This is a genomic window from Burkholderia sp. 22PA0099 (assembly GCF_047497165.1).
GTDB lineage: Bacteria > Pseudomonadota > Gammaproteobacteria > Burkholderiales > Burkholderiaceae > Burkholderia.
The window spans coordinates 2,608,584-2,624,285 of sequence record NZ_CP163165.1 but is presented as its reverse complement, the minus strand read 5'-3'; the positions used below and the strand labels follow the sequence as shown (position 1 = coordinate 2,624,285).

Below are 15,702 nucleotides of genomic sequence, written 5' to 3'. Positions count from 1 at the left end.
ATGAGCGAGGAGCGTCAAGCGCCGCCGGCCCGGCCCGAGGCCGCCGCTAACCTCGCGGCGAGCACGCCGTCGCCTGCGCAGCCGGTGCCGGAAGCGGCGCCGGGCGGCGCGGCCCACTTCGCTTCGCTGGGCGCGCCGGCCATGCCGCGCGGCGAGCGAAGCTGGCGCGATGCGCTGGCCGGGCTGTCGATCGCCGGCTTGCTGATTCCGGAGGCGGTGGCGTATGCGGGGCTCGCGAATCTGCCGCCGCAGGCCGGGTTGATCGCATTGCTGGTGGGGCTGGTGGTGTATGCGGCTCTCGGCAGCAGCCGGTTCGCGATCGTGTCGTCCACATCGTCGTCGGCTGCGGTGCTGGCGGCTACCGTGTTGTCCGAAACCGGTGCATCGCCGGCCGCGCAACTGGCGCTGGCCGCCGCGATGGTCGCAACCACCGGCGTGCTGTTCCTGATCGCGGGCGCGGCCCGGCTCGGCGGCATGTCGGATTTCATCGCGCGGCCCGTGCTGCGCGGTTTCACGTTCGGGCTGGCGCTGACGATCGTCATCAAGCAACTGCCGAAGATCCTGGTCGTGCCGATGCATCACAGCGATACGCCGCATGTCTTCGTCGATCTGCTGCGCGGTTTGCCGCATGCGAATCCCGCCAGCGTGACGCTCGGCGCCGTTGCGCTGGCCTTGCTGTTTGCACTTGGCAGCCGCTCGCGCGCGCCGGCCACGCTGATCGTGATCGTGCTCGGTATTGCGGCCGGCTACGGCATCGATTGGTCGGCCTATGGCATCGCCGTGGTCGGGCGGATCGACTTGGCGCATGTGACGTTCGGCCTGCCCGCGCTTGATCGGGCCGCCTGGAGCCAGACGGTCGAGTTGGGCGTTGCGCTGATGTTGATCCTTTACGCCGAATCGTATGGCTCGATCCGCAGCTTCGCGCTCAAGCATGGCGACGCCGTGTCGCCGAATCGCGATCTGATGGCGCTCGGCTGCGCGAACCTGATCTCGGGGCTGCTGCACGGGATGCCGGTCGGCGCCGGCTATTCGGCCAGTTCGGCCAACGAGGCGGCCGGTGCGCAAAGCCGGCTGGCGGGGGCGTGCGCGGCCGTCGTGATCGGGCTGATCGTCTGGCTGCTGCTGCCGCAACTGGCGCGCACGCCCGAGCCGGTGTTGGCCGCGATCGTGATCTTCGCGGTTAGTCATTCGCTGCATCCGGCCGTGTTCCGGCCGTATTGGCGCTGGCACCGCGACCGCCTGCTGGTGATCGCCGCGATTCTCGCGGTGCTCGTGCTCGGCGTGTTGAACGGGCTGCTCGCGTCGATTGCCGCGAGCCTGCTGCTGACGGTGCGCCGCTTGTCCGAGCCGAAGCTCAGTGAGCTGGGGCGTTTGCGCGACAGCCGCGATTTTGTCGATGTTGCGATTCATCGCGATGCCACGCGAGTGGGGGGATGCTGATCGTGCGGCCGGAAGGGCCGTTGTTTTTCGCGAATGCCGAGCGCGTGCTGGGGCGCGTCCGTCAGCTTGCCGCGGCCGGAAGCGCGAAGGTGGTGGTATTGAGCCTGGAAGAATCGCCGAATCTGGACGGCACGGCCGTCGAGTCGCTGAAGACGTTCGCGGCCGAATGCGAGGCGCGTGGCTGGCGGCTCATGCTGGTGAGATTGAAACCGGACGTGCTGACGGTGTTGCGGCGAGCGTGTGATGACGACTTGCGGGAAGAGGCGCTGTCGGAGTTGAGCGTGGATGATGCGGTGGCCCGGCTCGGATGAGCGGGGCTCGGCTCGGGCTGGCCCGGAAATGAAAAAAGCCGGCGCGAGGCCGGCTTTTCAAAACTTGTGGTGCCCAGGAGAGGACTCGAACCTCCACGATGTTGCCACCGCTAGGACCTGAACCTAGTGCGTCTACCAATTCCGCCACCTGGGCACAAGTTGCTTCTGCATCAAGCAAGACCGCAATTATAAAGGGCGCGGCCACCCTGTCAACTCTTTTTTCGGGACAGAACTCATTTCTGTCATCGACGCATGGGTCATGCTTGCACCGCGATCGGTGGGAGAGGCCATGCGCTCCCTCCCGACCGGGAATGAAAAAAGCCGGCGCGAGGCCGGCTTTTCAAAACTTGTGGTGCCCAGGAGAGGACTCGAACCTCCACGATGTTGCCACCGCTAGGACCTGAACCTAGTGCGTCTACCAATTCCGCCACCTGGGCACAAGCTGCTTCTGCATCAAGCAAGAACGCGATTATAGCGTGCCAGAGCAGCATGTCAACAATTTTTGCGATTCCAGTGGTGGCGCAGGGTTGGGGACGGCGCCGTGCCGATTCCCGCTGCGGCGGCCCGCGCTACGGTACGATGGCGTGCAACATCGGGCATCCGGGCGTGACGGCGCACCTGTGTCTCACGGCCGGCCATGCCATCAATTGCACCCCGAATGGAGAGCCGAATCATGAGCAACGGTCACGACCAGGACCGAAGAATTCTCGACCTGTTCGGCATCGAACTGCCGATCGTCCAGGCGCCGATGGCGGGGGCGTCCACGCCCGAGATGGTGATCGCCGTCAGCGAGGCAGGCGGACTCGGTTCGCTGCCGTGCGCGATGCTGTCGGTCGAGCAGATGACGGCGGCGCTGGCGCAGATTCGCAGCGCCACGCGCAAGCCGATCAACGTCAATTTCTTCGTACACGTCGATCCCGCGCCGGACCCGGCCGGGCAGGCCGCCTGGCGCGCGGCGCTCGCACGTTACTACGTCGAACTCGGGATCGATCCGGCCGATCCGGTGCCGTCGTCGAACCGCGCGCCGTTCAATGCGGCGTATTGCGAGGTGGTCGAGGCTTATCGCCCCGAAGTCGTCAGCTTCCATTTCGGGTTGCCCGCGCCCGCGCTGCTCGAACGTGTGAAGCGCACCGGCGCACGCGTGATCGCGTCGGCCACCACCGTCAAGGAAGCGCGCTGGCTGGCCGAGCGCGGCGTGGATGCGGTGATCGCGATGGGCTACGAGGCGGGCGGGCATCGCGGCAATTTCCTGTCGAGCGAGATGAGCACGCAAGTGGGTACGCTGGCCTTGGTGCCGCAAGTCGTCGATGCGGTGCCGGTGCCCGTGATCGCGGCCGGCGGTATCGCCGACCCGCGCGGCGTGCGGGCCGCGTTCGCATTGGGCGCCTCGGCCGCGCAGGTCGGCACGGCTTATCTGCTGACGCCCGAAGCGAAGGTCAGCGCGTTTCATCGCGAGGCGCTGCGCACGGCCGGCGAGGACGAAACGGCGCTGACCAACCTGTTCACGGGGCGTCCGGCACGCGGCATCGTCAATCGCCTGATGCGCGAGATCGGGCCGTTGTCGGAGCTCGCGCCGGCGTTCCCGACTGCGGGCGGTGCGCTGATGCCGCTGCGTGCCGTGACGGAAAAAACCGGCTGCGCCGATTTCAGCAATATGTGGTCGGGGCAGGCGGCGCGGCTGGCGCGCGAAATGTCGTCGGCCGCGTTGACGCGTTATCTTGTGGGCTTGGCGAGCGCATGACGTCGCGGCAGGAACGGCCTCGTTACGTCGGGCCGGCCGGGTTGACGGTCGGCATGCGCGTCACGTAAGTTTCGATGACAGTTCATCGAAGCGATGGTGTGCCTCGTGGCGTGCCCCGTCGCCCTCTCCGGGAGCTTTCATGGAACAGGCTGTTGAGCGCCGTCCGTTCAGGTTCGTGAGGCGGGTTGCCGCCGTCGCCGCGACGGTCGCTGCCGTGGTGGTCGCGCTGCAGCTCGCATCCGATTTCTCGGATCGTCACCCACTGGCGGCCGGTTCGTGCCAGCCGGGCTCGGTCGATTCGCAGCGTCAGGTGCTGGTCAATTATTTCAAGGCCGGCGCGGACAAGGACAAGACGTTCGAATTGCTGCCTGGCGCGATCTGGGACGAACACAGCCAGATCTGGACGATCCTGCTGCGGCATACCGACAACGACGGTACGCGCGCCACTTATGTCGCACGCATCACGTGCGACGGGCATGCGGATTTGTCGGTGCTGAACGGGGAGAGCTGACGCGCGACGGGTGTGCCTGCGCGCAGAAATGAAAAAAGCCGGCACGAGGCCGGCTTTTCAAAAACTTGTGGTGCCCAGGAGAGGACTCGAACCTCCACGATGTTGCCACCGCTAGGACCTGAACCTAGTGCGTCTACCAATTCCGCCACCTGGGCACAAGTTGCTTCTGCATCAAGCAAGACCGCAATCATAGCAGGTCGATAAATCATGTCAACAGCTTTTTGCATCGTGGCGCGTGACGGCCTGCTCATGGCCGATGCGCGGCGCTTCGCGGTTATTGGTGCCGTGTCGAGTGATAGAATGACTCGCAACCTGGCGTCCGATCGTTCGAACCGGACAGGTAAGTCCACGCAACGAGAACAACCATCGACAAGCCCTTGAGCAAGTATCCGTATCCCATTCCGAGCCGTGAAGAAATCCTCGGCGTGCTGCGCACGAGCGATGCGCCGCTGGTCGCGAACGACATCGCCGAGGCGCTGTCGATCAAGCGCCAGGAGCGTGAGGGCTTCTTCAGGCGCGTTGCCGCCATGGAACGCGACGGCCAGATCCGGCTCGACAAGAGCGGCCATTACCAACTCACCCATCCGTCGAATTTCGTGGCCGGCCGCGTGCAGGGCCATCGCGATGGCTATGGCTTCCTGATTCGCGACGACGGCCAGGACGATCTGTTCCTGCCGAGCGGCGAGATGCAGAAGGTCATGCACAGCGATCGCGTGCTGGCGCGCATCGTCGGCTACGACCGCCGCGGCCGCCCGGAAGGGCACGTGGTGGAAGTCACCGATCGCGCCAACAAGCGCGTGATCGGCCGCCTGCTCAACGAGAACGGCGCGTTGATCGTCGCGCCCGAAGACAAGCGCATCGGCCACGACATCCTGATCACGCAGAACACCAAGAAGGCCAAGGTCGGCCAGGTGGTGGTGGTCGAGTTGACCGATTTCCCGAGTCGTCACTCGCAGCCGGTCGGCCGCGTGACCGAAGTGCTCGGCGATATTGACGATCCGGGCATGGAAATCGAAATCGCGGTGCGCAAATACGGCGTGCCGCACGAATTCAGCCCGGCGGCCGTGGCGGCAGCGGCCGCGCTGCCCGACAAGGTGCGCCCGATCGACCTGCGCTATCGCGTGGATCTGCGCGACGTGCCGCTCGTCACGATCGACGGCGAAGACGCGCGCGACTTCGACGATGCCGTGTATTGCGAGCCGATGAAGGTCGGCCGTGGCGATGGCTACCGCCTGATCGTCGCGATCGCCGACGTTTCGCACTACGTGAAGCCGGGCGATGCGCTCGACGTCGATGCGCTCCAGCGCAGCACGTCGGTGTACTTCCCGCGCCGCGTGATCCCGATGTTGCCCGAGAAGCTGTCGAACGGCCTGTGCTCGCTGAACCCGGCGGTCGACCGCTGCACGCTGGTGTGCGACATGGTCGTCACGTCGCGCGGCGAGGTGAAGGGCTATCAGTTCTATCCGGCCGTGATTCATTCGGCGGCGCGCCTGACCTACACCGAGGTCGCGGCCGTGCTCGGCAACACCAAGGGGCCGGAGGCGGCACGCCGCGCCGACATCCTGCCGCATCTGCAGGATCTGTACGGCGTGTTCAAGGCGCTGTTCGCGGCGCGCCAGAAGCGTGGCGCGATCGATTTCGACACCACCGAGACCTACATCGTCTGCAATGCGCAGGGCAAGATCGAGCAGATCCTGCCGCGTCAGCGCAACGATGCGCACAAGCTGATCGAGGAATGCATGCTGGCCGCCAACGTGTGCGCGGCCGATTTCATGAAGCGTCACAAGCAGCCGGGCCTGTACCGCATTCACGCGGGCCCGACCGCCGAGAAGCTCGAGAACCTGCGTTCGTTCCTGCGCGGCATGGGCCTGACGCTCGGCGGCGGTGACACCCCTCACGCCAGCGATTACGCGGCGCTGATGGCGAAGATCCGCGAGCGGCCCGATGCGCAGATGCTGCAACCGATGCTGCTGCGCTCGATGCAGCAGGCCGTCTACAGCCCGGACAACATCGGTCACTTCGGCCTGGCCTACGATGCCTACGCGCACTTCACGAGCCCGATCCGCCGCTATCCCGATCTGCTTACGCACCGCGCGATCTACGCGATCCTGTCGGGGCAGAAGTACACGCCGAAGGCGCCCGACGGCGTCGAGCTGAACACGGCCATCTCGCCGCGCGCCCGCGCGATGCAGAAGGACGACGATGCGATCCGTAACCGCGTGCGCACCAACACCGCGATCTGGGACGAACTCGGCCTGCACTGCTCGGCCAACGAGCGGCGCGCCGACGAAGCCTCGCGCGACGTCGAAGCCTGGCTCAAGTGCTATTTCATGCGCGACAAGCTCGGCGAGGAATACGGCGGCATGGTCAACGGCGTGACGCCGTTCGGCATCTTCGTGCAGCTCGACACGCTGTTCATCGAAGGGCTGGTGCATGTGACCGAGCTCGGTTCCGACTACTTCCAGTACGACGAGATCAAGAACGAGCTGCGCGGCGAGCGTACCGGCATTCGCTATCGCCTGTCGGATCGTGTGCGTGTGCAGGTCAGCCGCGTCGATCTCGATGCGCGCAAGATCGACTTCCGCCTGGTGCGCGACACGCCGGTGAAAACCGTGCGTGGCGCGGGTCCTGGTCCGGCCGGTGAGCGTAACGGTGCGCGCGTGCGTGCGATGCCCGGTATCACGAGCGACGACGATGCACCGCCGCCGTCGCGCCGCCAGAAGTCGGTGGCTACCGCACCGGCACCGGCTGCGAAGGACGCGAATGGCGCACATCCCACCGCCAAGAAGAAGGGCGGTGCACCGGCCAAGTCGGCCGCCAAGAAGGCGCGCCCGCGCAAGAAATATTGATGCCGCGGCCGGCGTCACAAGGCGCCGGCCCGTGCATTCGATGCATTGAAGACGCCGCGTTGTCAGGCCGCCAGGCCCGTCACGCGGCGCTTGCGTTTTACCATTCCCGCGACGCACACCATGCGCCTCGCGTTTAGATGAAGGTTGGTCCAGTCATGTCACGTTTGAAGGTTCTCTACGGTTTTCACGCCGTCACCGCGCGCCTGCGCCACGACGCGTCGACGGTTGCCGAGGTGTTGTACGACCAGACCCGGCGCGATCGCCGGATGATCGATTTCCTGGCCACCGCGAAGGAGGCCGGCGTGCGGCTGATCGCGGCCGACGAAACGCGCTTGTGGGGCCTGGCGCACACCGAGCGCCATCAGGGCGTGGTCGCGCGCGTGGAGGATCTGCCGCTCGCGCAGAATCTCGCCGAGCTGCTCGACGGCATCCAGGGCCCGGCGCTGCTGCTGGTGCTCGACGGCGTGACCGATCCGCACAATCTCGGCGCGTGCCTGCGCGTGGCCGATGCGGCCGGCGCGCATGCCATCATCGCGCCGCGCGACCGCGCGGTGGGCTTGAACGCCACGGCGGCCAAGGTCGCCAGCGGCGCGGCCGACACGGTGCCGTACATCACGGTGACGAACCTCGCGCGCGCGTTGCGCGAGCTGAAGGACGCCGGCGTGTGGGTGATCGGCACCTCCGACGACGCCACGGCCAGCCTCTACGAAACCAAGCTGGAAGGCCCGGTCGCGCTCGTGATGGGCGCCGAGGGCGAGGGCATGCGCCGGCTCACGCGCGATACCTGCGACGACGTGATGAATATTCCGATGGCCGGTAGCGTCGAGAGCCTGAACGTGTCGGTGGCGAGCGGCGTGGTGCTGTACGAAGCCGTGCGCCAGCGGCGTGTGGCGGTGGCGAAGTAAGCCGCGTGGTGGCGCGCATCGCGAATCTTTGGGCCGGGCTCGCACCATGGGTGCGGCCGGCGCGTGCGCTCGCGCTGGGTGGCATGGCCGCATTGCTGGCCGCCTGCGCGTCGCCCACGCTCGTCGATCGCGGCACCTACGTGGCCGACACGAGTCATCCGGCGCAGGGCGCCGATTCGCGCGTGCGCTTCCTCGTGATGCACTACACCGAATCGGACGACCGGCGCGCACTGTTCACGCTGACCCATAACGAGGTCAGCGCGCATTACCTGATCCCGAGCCAGCCGGCGCGCCGCAATGGCGAGCCGGTGGTGCTGCAGCTCGTGCCCGAAAGCCAGCGGGCCTGGCATGCCGGTGTCAGCGACTGGCAGGGCACCACCGAGCTCAATGCCGCGTCGATCGGCATCGAGATCGTCAATGCCGGGCCGCTCGACGCGCCCACCGATCGCACTTGGCAACCGTATGCACCCGATCAGGTCGAGGCGGTCGTGAAGCTCGCGAAGGACATCGTCACGCGCTACGGCATTCCGCCGACGCGCGTGGTGGGTCACAGCGATATCGCGCCGCAGCGCAAGATCGATCCGGGGCCGGCGTTCCCGTGGCTGGCCTTGTACCGTGCCGGCATCGGCGCGTGGCCTGACGACGCGACCGTCGCCGCGGATCTGGCGGGCCGTGCGCCCGGCGATCCCGCCGATGTGCGCGGGCTGCAGTCGAAGCTGGCGCGCTATGGCTACGACGTGGCCACCGACGGCGTGCTCGACGCCCGCACGCGGCGCGTGTTCGCGGCGTTCCAGATGCATTTCCGGCCAGCCGATTATTCGGGCAATCCGGATGCGCAAACCGACGCGATCGCGCAGGCGCTGCTCGACAAGTATTTCCCTGGCGCGGCACCCTCGGCCACGCCCGTATCGCAACCCGACGCGCCCTGATTCCGGCGGCCCTGCACCCCGCCGGTGCGCCGCCCGTCGATTGTCGCGCCGATGCCTCGCAGGCGCCCGAAAATCGCCGCCGCGTCGGGCGAGTCCGGTAGACTCGCGGGTTTCGCAATCAGCGCTTCATCCCCACCATGACTCAAGACGAACTCAAACGCCTCGTCGGCCAGGCCGCCGCCGATTACGTGCTCGCCAACGTGCCGGAAGGCTCTGTGATCGGCGTCGGCACCGGCTCCACCGCGAACTGCTTCATCGACGCGCTGGCGGCGATCAAGGGCCGTTATCGCGGTGCCGTATCCAGCTCGATCGCCACCACTCAACGGCTCGAATCGCACGGCATCCGCGTGTTCGACCTGAACGAGGTCGAAGGCCTGCAGGTGTACGTCGACGGCGCGGACGAGATCGATGCGAGCGGCGCGATGATCAAGGGCGGTGGCGGCGCGCTGACGCGCGAGAAGATCGTCGCATCGGTGTCGGGCACCTTCGTGTGCATCGCCGACGCCAGCAAGCGCGTGGCCACGCTCGGCGCGTTCCCGCTGCCGGTCGAAGTGGTGCCGATGGCGCGCACCGCCATCGGCCGCCAACTGACGGCGCTCGGCGGCGTGCCGGTGCTGCGCGTCACGAAGGACGGTTCGCCGTTCCTGACCGACAACGGCAACGAGATCCTCGACGTCAAGGGGCTGTCGATTCCCGACCCGCGCGGGCTCGAAGCCACCATCAACGGCTGGCCCGGCGTGGTGACGGTTGGCCTGTTCGCGCAACGCGGCGCCGACCTCTGCCTGCTGGGCGGCGAGAGCGGCGTTGAATCGATCGATTACCGCACGCATTAAATAGGGGTTTAAAACATTAAGGCCAATCGCAATTCAAAAAACCAACGAATTGCATCGGCCTTAATCATCGCAAACGTTTTGCGGTCCTGATAAATCGTCCGACGCGCTTTTCCAGGCCTGTCGGGCTTTTTTTTGAGATACGATGCGTTGAGGAAATTGTAAGAGGGATTACCCTCTCAGGTGTTTTCCAGATAGCGTTGCGACCGCGAACTCAGCAACGTATCGAACATAAGAACAATCGTTTCGCGAGTCGTTTTCAATCGAGAGAGCTGTAAAAGGGGCCAGGCCGGACTGCGGGGGCAGCACGCCAACACAGATATGTAGTAACGGGGAGGTCTCCTATGGAACAAGCAAAAGACAAAGACAGGTCGCTCGTCAGCAAGGTCATGGACGGGTTGGTGACGGGAATCGTGGAAGACAAATACGGCGGCATCCTGCCGCCGCAGGACGTGCTTTCCAAGGATTTCGACGTCAGCCGGACCGTCATGCGCGAAGCGCTCTCGATGCTGCTCGCACGCGACATGCTCGATGTCCGGCCCAAGGTCGGCACGCGGGTGCGGCCGATGCGCGACTGGCGGATGATCGACGAGGATGTCGTGAACTGGCGCTTCCGCGCCAAGCCCGATCCGCAATTCATGCGCGACGTGCTCGAATTCCGCATGCTGATCGAGCCGCGCGCGGCCGGGCAGGCGGCCGAGCGTGCGAATGGCGCCGACATTGCCGGTATCCGCGAAGCCTTCGATGTGTTCCGTTCGCTCGAACCGGGCGAGGCGGGTTACGACGAGGCGGACGAGCGGCTCCACGCGCGGATCGTCCACGCCAGCGGCAATCAATTCTTCCAGCAGATGAGCGCGATCATCAGCGGTGCGCTGCGGCTCGTGCGCGAGCAGACGGCCGGCCGCGAAGGCGCGCCCGAGCGGCTGGTCGAACTGCACCAGCGCGTCGTCGAGGCGATCGAGCAGCGCAACGGGCGGGCTGCCGAAGCCGCCGCGCGCGAGTTGATCGACCTGACCGACGAGGCCTCGAACGCGGTGCCGATGCGGGCGACGGGCTGAGGCCATCGAGGCGTTCCCGGGGCGGGGCCTCGACGGATGACGCTGCGATGCGCTGGCGGCGGACCGTTATCATGACGGCTCCCCGCCGGTTCGTCCGGCGTTGATTTCCTGTCGAGCTCGATCCCGATGAACGTTCCTTCCTCTTCCCCGATCCGTTTCGGCATCGTCGGCGCCGGCGCGATCGCGCGCCGCTTCGCGCAATCGCTGCCGCACGTCGCCGACGCTGCGCTGGCCCACGTCTGGGCGCGCCGTGCCGATGCCGCCGCCGAGTTCTGCGCGGCGCATGGCGGCACGCCGATCGACAGTTTCGAGGCGCTGTGCGCGTCGGACGTCGATGCCATCTACATCGCCACGCTCAACGACAGCCACGCGCGCTACGCCTGCGCCGCGCTCGCCGCCGGCAAGGCCGTGCTGTGCGAGAAGCCGGCCACCGTCAACGCGCGCGAGCTGGACACGGTGCTGGCCGCCGCCAAGGCGGCCGGCCGGCTGTTCATGGAGGCGATGAAGCCGCCGTTCTATCCGCTCTACCGGCGGCTGCGCGAACAGCTCGCGCAAGATCCGGTCGGCCCGATCCGGCTCGTGCGAGCCGGCGGCGCGTTCTCGACGGTGCCTGCCGATCACACCAGCTTCAGCTTCGAGACGGCCGGCGGCGCGCTGCTCGATATCGGCATCTACGAGATGTTCCTGGCGGTGGACTGGCTCGGCGCGCCGCTCGACGTGCAGACGCTCGGCCGGGTTGGCGCGACCGGCGTGGATACCTTCGCGAGCCTGAACAGCCGCCACGAGCACGGCATCGCGCAATTGTTCTGCGGGCTCGACGTGATGGGCCGCGGCGATGCATTGCTCGGCGCCGAAGGCGGCACCGTGACGATTCACGAGAACTGGTGGAACCCGCAGAAGGCGACGATCCGCTACACCGACGGCCGCGTCGTCGAACTCGACGAGCCGTTTTCGGGCGGTGGCCTCAACTACGAGACGGAACACTTCTGCGCGCTGCTGCGCGATGGGCTGACCGAAAGCCCGGTGCTCACGCATGCGCATTCGCGCGGCATGATCGCGATGACCGACGCGGCGCGCCTGGCGCTCGGCGTGCGGTTCGCGGCGGACGAGGGCTGAAAGCGCAACGGGCGCGCAAGTCGCGCGCCCGTTGCGGGATTCAGCGGCGGCTCAAAACCGCCCCGGCAGCGCAAGCCGGCGCTCCCACCAGCGCTGCACCCATTCGAGGAGCTGGCACAGCACCCAGTAGAACGCTGCCGCGGCGAGGTAGAGCGGCAGCGGCTGATACGTCGAGGCGATGATCTCCTGCGCGCTGCGCAGCAGTTCGGTCACGGTGATGACCGACACCAGCGAGGTGTCCTTGATCAGGCTGATCAGGCTGTTCGACAGGCTCGGCACGGCGATCCGCAGCGCCTGCGGGCCGATCACGTAGCGCAGCGTCTGGCCCCACGACAGGCCGAGGCTGTACGAGGCCAGCCACTGGCCGTTCTCGATGCCGTTGATCGCGCCGCGCATGCTTTCCGACATGTAGGCGGCCACGTTGGCCGACAGCGCGATCACGCCGGCCGGCGTCGGGTCGAGCGAGATGCCGAGGCTCGGCAGGCCATAATAGATGACGAAGATCTGCACGAGCAGCGGCGTGCCGCGCATCAGGCTCACGTAGACGCGTGCGATCGCGTTCAGCACGCGGCTGTGGGCGATGCCCATCAGCGCGAGCACGACAGCGGCGGCGAGGCCGAACACCATCGACAGGACGGCGAACTTGACGGTCAGGATCGCGCCCTGTGCAAGCACGGGCAGCGAATCGACGAGCAGGGAAGTGATCGACATGGTGTGAGGCAAATCAGGCAGGCGCGCCCGGAAACTTGACAAGGCGCCATCATAAACCGACGGAAACAAAGCGAAGGGCGGCACCGTTGCCGATGCCGCCCTTCGTCATGCCGTATTCCGACTTACTTGATCGGCTTCGACACGTCGATGCCGAACCACTTGTCCGAGATCTTCGCGAACGTGCCGTCGGCTTCGAGCTGCGTCATCGCATCGTCGATCGCCTTGGCGAACTTCGGATTGCCCTTCTTGAACGGGATGCCCGACGGTTCGGCCGAGCCGACCGTGGCGCCGGTGCGCAGCGGCAGCGGCGAAGCCTTCAGCAGGTAGGCGAGCATCAGGCGGTCGTTCAGCGCCGCGTCGAGACGGCCGGCGGCCAGGTCGCGCAGATACTCGGGCGCGCCCGGGTAGGTCTTGACGTCGATGCCCGGCACCGATTTCGCCATGTCCATGTAGTTGGTGCCGAGGCCGACGCCGAGCTTCTTGCCCTTCAGGTCGTCAAGCGACTTGAACTCGCGCGTGTCGTCCTTGCGCTGGATCAGTTGCGCGGCCGAGTACGTATAGGCCGGCGAGAAGTCGAGCGCTTCCTTGCGCTTGTCGGTGATGCCGAGCTGGTTGACGATCACGTCGAACTTGCCTGCCTGCAGGCCGGCGATGATGCCGCTCCACTCGGTCGTGACGAATTCCGGCTTCAGGCCCAGCTTGGCGGCCACGGCCTTGGCGATGTCGACGTCATAGCCGACCAGCTCGCCCGACGGCGCCTTCGAGTTGAACGGAGGGAACGTGCCTTCCAGGCCGATGCGCAGCGTACCGCGCTGCTTGGCCTGGTCGAGGATGTCGGCCGCATGGGCGGAGGCGGCAACCAGCGTGGCACCGATCAGGCCGGCGCTCAGGAGCTTCTTCAGCGACACAATCTTCATTCTGTTCCCTGTATTGCCCGCAATGGGCGTTGACGATGGCGGCAATCATAGTGAAAACACAATTGCCCGCCAACTATCGTTTGTTTATTTCTATATAACCGTGCCGTGCGCTCAACCGCGTGCGATGGCGTTCACGCAATCGGCGACGAGCGGCGGGCCGCGATAGATGAAACCCGTGTAGAGCTGCACCAGCGACGCGCCGGCGGCGAGTTTCGCACGCGCGTCCTCGCCCGAAAAGATGCCGCCAACCCCAATGATCGGCACCGCGCTGCCCAGTTCGGCGTGCAGCTTGCGGACGACTTCGGTGGACGCGTCGAACACCGGACGGCCCGACAGGCCGCCGGTTTCGTCGGCGTGCGGCATGCCTTGCACGGCAGCGCGCGACAGCGTGGTGTTGGTCGCGATCACGGCTTCGATGCGGTGACGCAACAGCAACGCGGCGATTTCCTTGACCTGTTCGTCGTCGAGATCGGGGGCGATCTTCAGTGCGAGCGGCACGAGCTTGCCGTGCAGATCGGCCAGGCGCGCCTGCTTGTCCTTCAGCGCGGCGAGCAGCGCGTCGAGTTCGTCGGTGCCTTGGAGCTGGCGCAGGTTCTTGGTGTTCGGTGACGAGATGTTGATGGTGACGTAGCTGGCGAACGGATAGACGCGCTCGAGACAGTAGAGGTAATCGTCGGCGGCGCGCTCGATCGGCGTGTCGGCGTTCTTGCCGATGTTCAGGCCCAGCACGCCGCGATAGCGCGCGGCCTGCACGTTCTTCACGAACTGATCGACGCCGTGGTTGTTGAAGCCCATCCGGTTGATCACGGCGTTCGCTTCCGGCAGGCGGAAGATGCGCGGGCGCGGGTTGCCCTGCTGCGCGCGCGGCGTGACCGTGCCCACCTCGATGAAGCCGAAGCCGAGCGCGGCCAGGCCGTCGATGCAGGCACCGTCCTTGTCCAGCCCGGCCGCCAGCCCGACCGGGTTGCGGAACGTCAGGCCCATCACGGTACGCGGCACGTCCGGCACGTTCGGCGCAAGCAGGCTCGCGAGGCCGGTGCGGCCGGCGGCGCCGAGCATGCGCAGCGTCAGGTGGTGGGCATCTTCGGCATCCATCTTGAAGAGGGACGCGCGGGCGAGCGGATAAAGGGAGCTGAACACGGCGTGAAGGGCGGGGCCGGAAATTGATAACCCGGCATTTTAACCGAACCGGCAGCCTGGCCGGTCAGGAATGCAGGGCGGTGGCAGGGCGCACCGGCAGCTTGTTCGCCGTTGCGCGCCACGGTAGCCGCGGCTTCAGCGCACGCCGCCGTGGCCGCCCGGCAGCGGTGCGCGGGCCAGCGCCGCGTCGACCGGCGGCAGATCCACGGTGGCCGGGTCGAGCGGTTTCCAGCGGCCGTCGATCAGGCCTTCGAGCGGCCGGAAGTTCGCCTTGTAGGCCATCTTCTGGCTCTCGCGAATCCAGTAGCCGAGATAGACGTAGGGCAACCTCAGGCTGCGGGCCTGCTCGATCTGCCAGAGGACGTTGTAGGTGCCGTAGCTCTTGTGCGCGTCTTCGGGCTCGAAGAACGTGTAGACCGAGGACAGGCCGTCGCCGAGGATGTCGATCATGCTGATCATGCGCAGCGTGCCGGGCTCGGGCGTGGCGTTCGGGTCGTCGGGGCTGGCCTGCGGCGCGTCGCGAAATTCGACGAGCCGCGAATTGATCCGGCTTTGCAGCAGGAATTGCTCGTATTGATCGCGGCTGTCGCGATCCATGCCGCCGCCCGCATGCCGTGCCGACTGGTAACGCATGTAGAGCGCGTAATGCTCCTCGTCGTAGTGCAGCGGCGAAACCGATGCCACCAGCCCGTGATGGCGGTTCCACATCTTGCGCTGGGTGCGGTTCGGCGCGAACGCGTCGACCGGCACGCGCACCGGCACGCAGGCGCGGCAGCCGTCGCAATAGGGCCGATACGTAAACACGCCCGAGCGCCGGAAGCCGGCCTTGACGAGTTCGGTATAGATGTCGGAATTGATCAGATGGCTTGGCGTCGCGACTTGCGAGCGCGCCACGCGGCCATCGAGGTAACTGCATGGATACGGCGCCGTTGCATAGAACTGCAGGGCCGAAAGCGGTGAAAGCGGCAACTCGGTGGGATGAGTCATGGGCAGCTCTCGAGGCGGGAGGATCGCGTCAGCGGGCCGGGCGGAAGCCGCCGGGCCGCGTGGCACGCCGAGCCGGGCCCGAACGGATCCCGCATGCCGGGCCGGTGCGGCGGCACACGACGCGCGTGCTGCGCGCGATGGCCGACGCCGGACACGGCGCATGCGAAGGGAAGATCGTCAGGGTGGGCATCGGATATCTTGTCGGATAGGGCCGGCCTTGGCGAGCGCCGGCCGGTCGGATGTCGACAAAGGTAACA

The 15,702-nt window shown here is 66.5% G+C and carries 12 protein-coding genes, 3 tRNA genes and 1 pseudogene; 9 read left to right on the top strand and 7 right to left on the bottom strand.

All coding sequences use genetic code 11. The features are described 5' to 3' along the window. Positions 1-141 precede the first annotated feature (141 nt). Positions 142-1,751 (top strand): annotated as a pseudogene (locus tag AB4851_RS27085) (SulP family inorganic anion transporter). A gap of 67 nt (positions 1,752-1,818) precedes the next feature. Here AB4851_RS27085 and AB4851_RS27080 read toward each other — a convergent pair. Further along, a tRNA-Leu gene (locus AB4851_RS27080) sits at positions 1,819-1,905 on the bottom strand. A gap of 196 nt (positions 1,906-2,101) precedes the next feature. Then, a tRNA-Leu gene (locus AB4851_RS27075) sits at positions 2,102-2,188 on the bottom strand. Positions 2,189-2,424: 236 nt separating this feature from the next. Between AB4851_RS27075 and AB4851_RS27070 the strand changes: the two genes are divergently transcribed. Beyond that, the gene (locus AB4851_RS27070; protein WP_414449541.1) at positions 2,425-3,492 is read left to right on the top strand and encodes an NAD(P)H-dependent flavin oxidoreductase; all 1,068 of its coding nucleotides are present in this window, start codon (positions 2,425-2,427) and stop codon (positions 3,490-3,492) included. 139 nt (positions 3,493-3,631) lie between these two features. Continuing rightward, a complete protein-coding gene (locus AB4851_RS27065; RefSeq protein ID WP_414444989.1) occupies positions 3,632-4,003 on the top strand; it encodes a hypothetical protein in 372 nt (123 codons plus the stop codon). A 68-nt stretch (positions 4,004-4,071) separates the two neighbouring features. Here the strand turns inward: AB4851_RS27065 and AB4851_RS27060 are convergent. After that, positions 4,072-4,158, bottom strand: a tRNA-Leu gene (locus tag AB4851_RS27060). A gap of 222 nt (positions 4,159-4,380) precedes the next feature. Between AB4851_RS27060 and rnr the strand changes: the two genes are divergently transcribed. The 6 genes from rnr to AB4851_RS27030 all read left to right on the top strand — a co-directional run bounded on the left by rnr (position 4,381) and on the right by AB4851_RS27030 (position 11,690). Beyond that, entirely contained in the window at positions 4,381-6,852 is a 2,472-nt protein-coding gene (rnr, locus tag AB4851_RS27055) for a ribonuclease R (RefSeq protein WP_414449540.1), read from the top strand. 155 nt (positions 6,853-7,007) lie between these two features. Next, the gene (gene rlmB, locus AB4851_RS27050) at positions 7,008-7,757 is read left to right on the top strand and encodes a 23S rRNA (guanosine(2251)-2'-O)-methyltransferase RlmB (RefSeq protein WP_414445008.1); all 750 of its coding nucleotides are present in this window, start codon (positions 7,008-7,010) and stop codon (positions 7,755-7,757) included. A gap of 83 nt (positions 7,758-7,840) precedes the next feature. Continuing rightward, positions 7,841-8,686 carry an N-acetylmuramoyl-L-alanine amidase gene (locus tag AB4851_RS27045; RefSeq protein WP_414445575.1) on the top strand — a complete coding sequence of 282 codons (846 nt, stop codon included), beginning with the start codon at positions 7,841-7,843 and terminating at the stop codon, positions 8,684-8,686. A gap of 137 nt (positions 8,687-8,823) precedes the next feature. Beyond that, positions 8,824-9,519, top strand: coding sequence for a ribose-5-phosphate isomerase RpiA (gene rpiA, locus AB4851_RS27040; protein WP_414449539.1), 696 nt, complete (start codon positions 8,824-8,826; stop codon positions 9,517-9,519). A 341-nt stretch (positions 9,520-9,860) separates the two neighbouring features. Beyond that, entirely contained in the window at positions 9,861-10,574 is a 714-nt protein-coding gene (locus AB4851_RS27035) for a FadR/GntR family transcriptional regulator (RefSeq protein WP_414445010.1), read from the top strand. A gap of 126 nt (positions 10,575-10,700) precedes the next feature. Continuing rightward, positions 10,701-11,690: a Gfo/Idh/MocA family protein gene (locus tag AB4851_RS27030; RefSeq protein WP_414445011.1), complete on the top strand. Its 990-nt coding sequence runs from the start codon at positions 10,701-10,703 to the stop codon at positions 11,688-11,690. 51 nt (positions 11,691-11,741) lie between these two features. Here the strand turns inward: AB4851_RS27030 and AB4851_RS27025 are convergent, their stop codons facing one another. From AB4851_RS27025 to AB4851_RS27010, 4 genes are all read right to left on the bottom strand, one after another. Next, positions 11,742-12,401, bottom strand: coding sequence for an amino acid ABC transporter permease (locus AB4851_RS27025; RefSeq protein WP_414445012.1), 660 nt, complete (start codon positions 12,399-12,401; stop codon positions 11,742-11,744). A 122-nt stretch (positions 12,402-12,523) separates the two neighbouring features. Then, on the bottom strand, positions 12,524-13,318 hold the full coding sequence (locus AB4851_RS27020; protein WP_414449538.1) for a cystine ABC transporter substrate-binding protein: 795 nt from the start codon (positions 13,316-13,318) through the stop codon (positions 12,524-12,526). A 111-nt stretch (positions 13,319-13,429) separates the two neighbouring features. Beyond that, complete coding sequence (locus tag AB4851_RS27015) at positions 13,430-14,458, bottom strand: quinone-dependent dihydroorotate dehydrogenase (protein WP_414449537.1); 1,029 nt, start codon at positions 14,456-14,458, stop codon at positions 13,430-13,432. A gap of 135 nt (positions 14,459-14,593) precedes the next feature. Continuing rightward, positions 14,594-15,445: an arginyltransferase gene (locus AB4851_RS27010; RefSeq protein WP_414449536.1), complete on the bottom strand. Its 852-nt coding sequence runs from the start codon at positions 15,443-15,445 to the stop codon at positions 14,594-14,596. Positions 15,446-15,702 lie beyond the last annotated feature (257 nt).

What these genes read in the sequence shown, in the direction of transcription:
- rpiA (WP_414449539.1), top strand. Translation starts at nt 8,824, where the DNA reads ATGACTCAAGACGAACTCAAACGCCTCGTCGGCCAGGCCGCCGCCGAT.
- AB4851_RS27030 (WP_414445011.1), top strand. Translation starts at nt 10,701, where the DNA reads ATGAACGTTCCTTCCTCTTCCCCGATCCGTTTCGGCATCGTCGGCGCC.
- AB4851_RS27010 (WP_414449536.1), bottom strand. Translation starts at nt 15,445, where the DNA reads ATGACTCATCCCACCGAGTTGCCGCTTTCACCGCTTTCGGCCCTGCAG.
- AB4851_RS27035 (WP_414445010.1), top strand. Translation starts at nt 9,861, where the DNA reads ATGGAACAAGCAAAAGACAAAGACAGGTCGCTCGTCAGCAAGGTCATG.
- AB4851_RS27065 (WP_414444989.1), top strand. Translation starts at nt 3,632, where the DNA reads ATGGAACAGGCTGTTGAGCGCCGTCCGTTCAGGTTCGTGAGGCGGGTT.
- AB4851_RS27025 (WP_414445012.1), bottom strand. Translation starts at nt 12,401, where the DNA reads ATGTCGATCACTTCCCTGCTCGTCGATTCGCTGCCCGTGCTTGCACAG.
- AB4851_RS27070 (WP_414449541.1), top strand. Translation starts at nt 2,425, where the DNA reads ATGAGCAACGGTCACGACCAGGACCGAAGAATTCTCGACCTGTTCGGC.
- rlmB (WP_414445008.1), top strand. Translation starts at nt 7,008, where the DNA reads ATGTCACGTTTGAAGGTTCTCTACGGTTTTCACGCCGTCACCGCGCGC.
- AB4851_RS27045 (WP_414445575.1), top strand. Translation starts at nt 7,841, where the DNA reads ATGGCCGCATTGCTGGCCGCCTGCGCGTCGCCCACGCTCGTCGATCGC.
- AB4851_RS27020 (WP_414449538.1), bottom strand. Translation starts at nt 13,318, where the DNA reads ATGAAGATTGTGTCGCTGAAGAAGCTCCTGAGCGCCGGCCTGATCGGT.